Below are 1,536 nucleotides of genomic sequence, written 5' to 3' on the forward strand. Positions count from 1 at the left end.
CCTCGCGACCGGGCAGCAGCTCCGCAGCCTCGGCGTCCAGCTCTCGAATGCCAAGCATGGTGGGGTCCTTTGCACGAAGGGCATGCACGGACGGCGTCCGGTCCCGAACGCGTCCATCCATGCCGGACGATCTGTCTGACGAGATTGGACACTAGGGCGCCGGGCCACTCCGGACAAGCGACTCGCACATCCCGCTCGCCGGCGGATACGTCGCACGTCCACGGAAACAGCAGGTGAGAGAGGTGGCGGGCGAGGACGCATCAGCCGCCGACGTGCGTGCAGCCTCACCCGATCGGCCCAATCCGGCGCACTCCAACCGGCAACGCCAGGGCCCCCGATGGCTATTCTCTCGTGGCTCGAGGCGGGTGGACCGCCCGAATCCTCCGCGAGAGGGGTGCACGTGCTTGTCGTTCCAGGAGCCTCTGCCACCGCCGTCGTCCGCGACAGGACGGGAGAGCCGGTGGTGCTGCTCTCCGGTGAACTCCCCTCGGCCCTCACCCCGTCCGGCGTGAACGAGCTGCTGAATCTGGCCGCCGCCGTGCTCAACGCGGAGGAGCTGGCGCTGTTCCGAAGCTGCCTCGCAGCGCTGCGCTGCGGCGAAAGGCTCGAGGAAAGGCGTATCGAGGTGGGCGGGGCCGTGCTGACCATCTATCGCGGCTGACCACGGAACCGACTACGCAGAACACGGGGCGGAATACCGTTCGAAACCCGGACTTCGACGCAGTCCAACCCCACGCGAATGACAAAGAACATGAATTCTTCAGCGCACAACGCGGTGCACCACTGAAGCCTTTTCGCACATTCGCCGCAGGCCGCAACCAACCCACAACACACCGCAGTTGCGTCACCCCGGCGAGTGTTTCCCGGCGTCACTTCCGCAATTCCTGAAATCCTCACCAAGCAAAGCTCAGGGCAGGTTTTCGGTGCACCTGGAACAAAAATCGGTCATGCGCCGACAAGCCCTCACGACCCGATCGCGCGAATGAACCGAGTGCGGGTTCCGAGTAATGTCCGGAGGGCCACGAGAAATCCATCGAAACAAGGAGGAATGTGGTGAAACCATTTGCGCGCGCCGCTGCGACGGCGGCCTTGGCCGTGACCGCGGTCGTCATCCCCATGACGGGCACGGCCATGGCCACCCCGGCTCATTCATCAGTGACCGCGCACAGCTTCCACGACGACGACGACCGGTGCGGCAACTTCGGTCAACGGCACCACAGGTACCGCACCTGGGAACGCCGCTGGAACCGGTGGGCCGATGACTGCCGCCACCGCTGGGACCGCCGCGGCGCGTACAGGTCGTCCTGGCACACCAACGGGAGGTACGGCAACCACGACTGGTACGGGTGGGACTACGAGAGGGATTGCTATCGCAGCTTCTGATCCGGTTTGATCCGGTCTTGCTCCGGCCGGAACCGAGCAGTGGGGGGGGGGGGGGGAGGCCGAGAAAACCAGACCCTTTCCTTTGCTCTTTCGGGTGGGAGTAGAGAACAGCCCCGCCCCCCCACCCTGCACTCTCCCCCACCCGTCCTCTCT

At 65.4% G+C, this 1,536-nt stretch carries 2 protein-coding genes; both read left to right on the forward strand.

Annotated elements, in window-relative coordinates; all coding sequences use genetic code 11:
- Positions 1-400: 400 nt before the first annotated feature.
- Positions 401-661, forward strand: coding sequence for a hypothetical protein (locus ACFV9O_RS09015; protein ID WP_385414281.1), 261 nt, complete (start codon positions 401-403; stop codon positions 659-661).
- A gap of 392 nt (positions 662-1,053) precedes the next feature.
- On the forward strand, positions 1,054-1,383 hold the full coding sequence (locus ACFV9O_RS09020; protein WP_385414284.1) for a hypothetical protein: 330 nt from the start codon (positions 1,054-1,056) through the stop codon (positions 1,381-1,383).
- Positions 1,384-1,536 lie beyond the last annotated feature (153 nt).

The sequence above is a fragment of the Streptomyces sp. NPDC059909 genome (genome assembly GCF_042730885.1).
Taxonomy (GTDB): Bacteria; Actinomycetota; Actinomycetes; order Streptomycetales; family Streptomycetaceae; genus Streptomyces.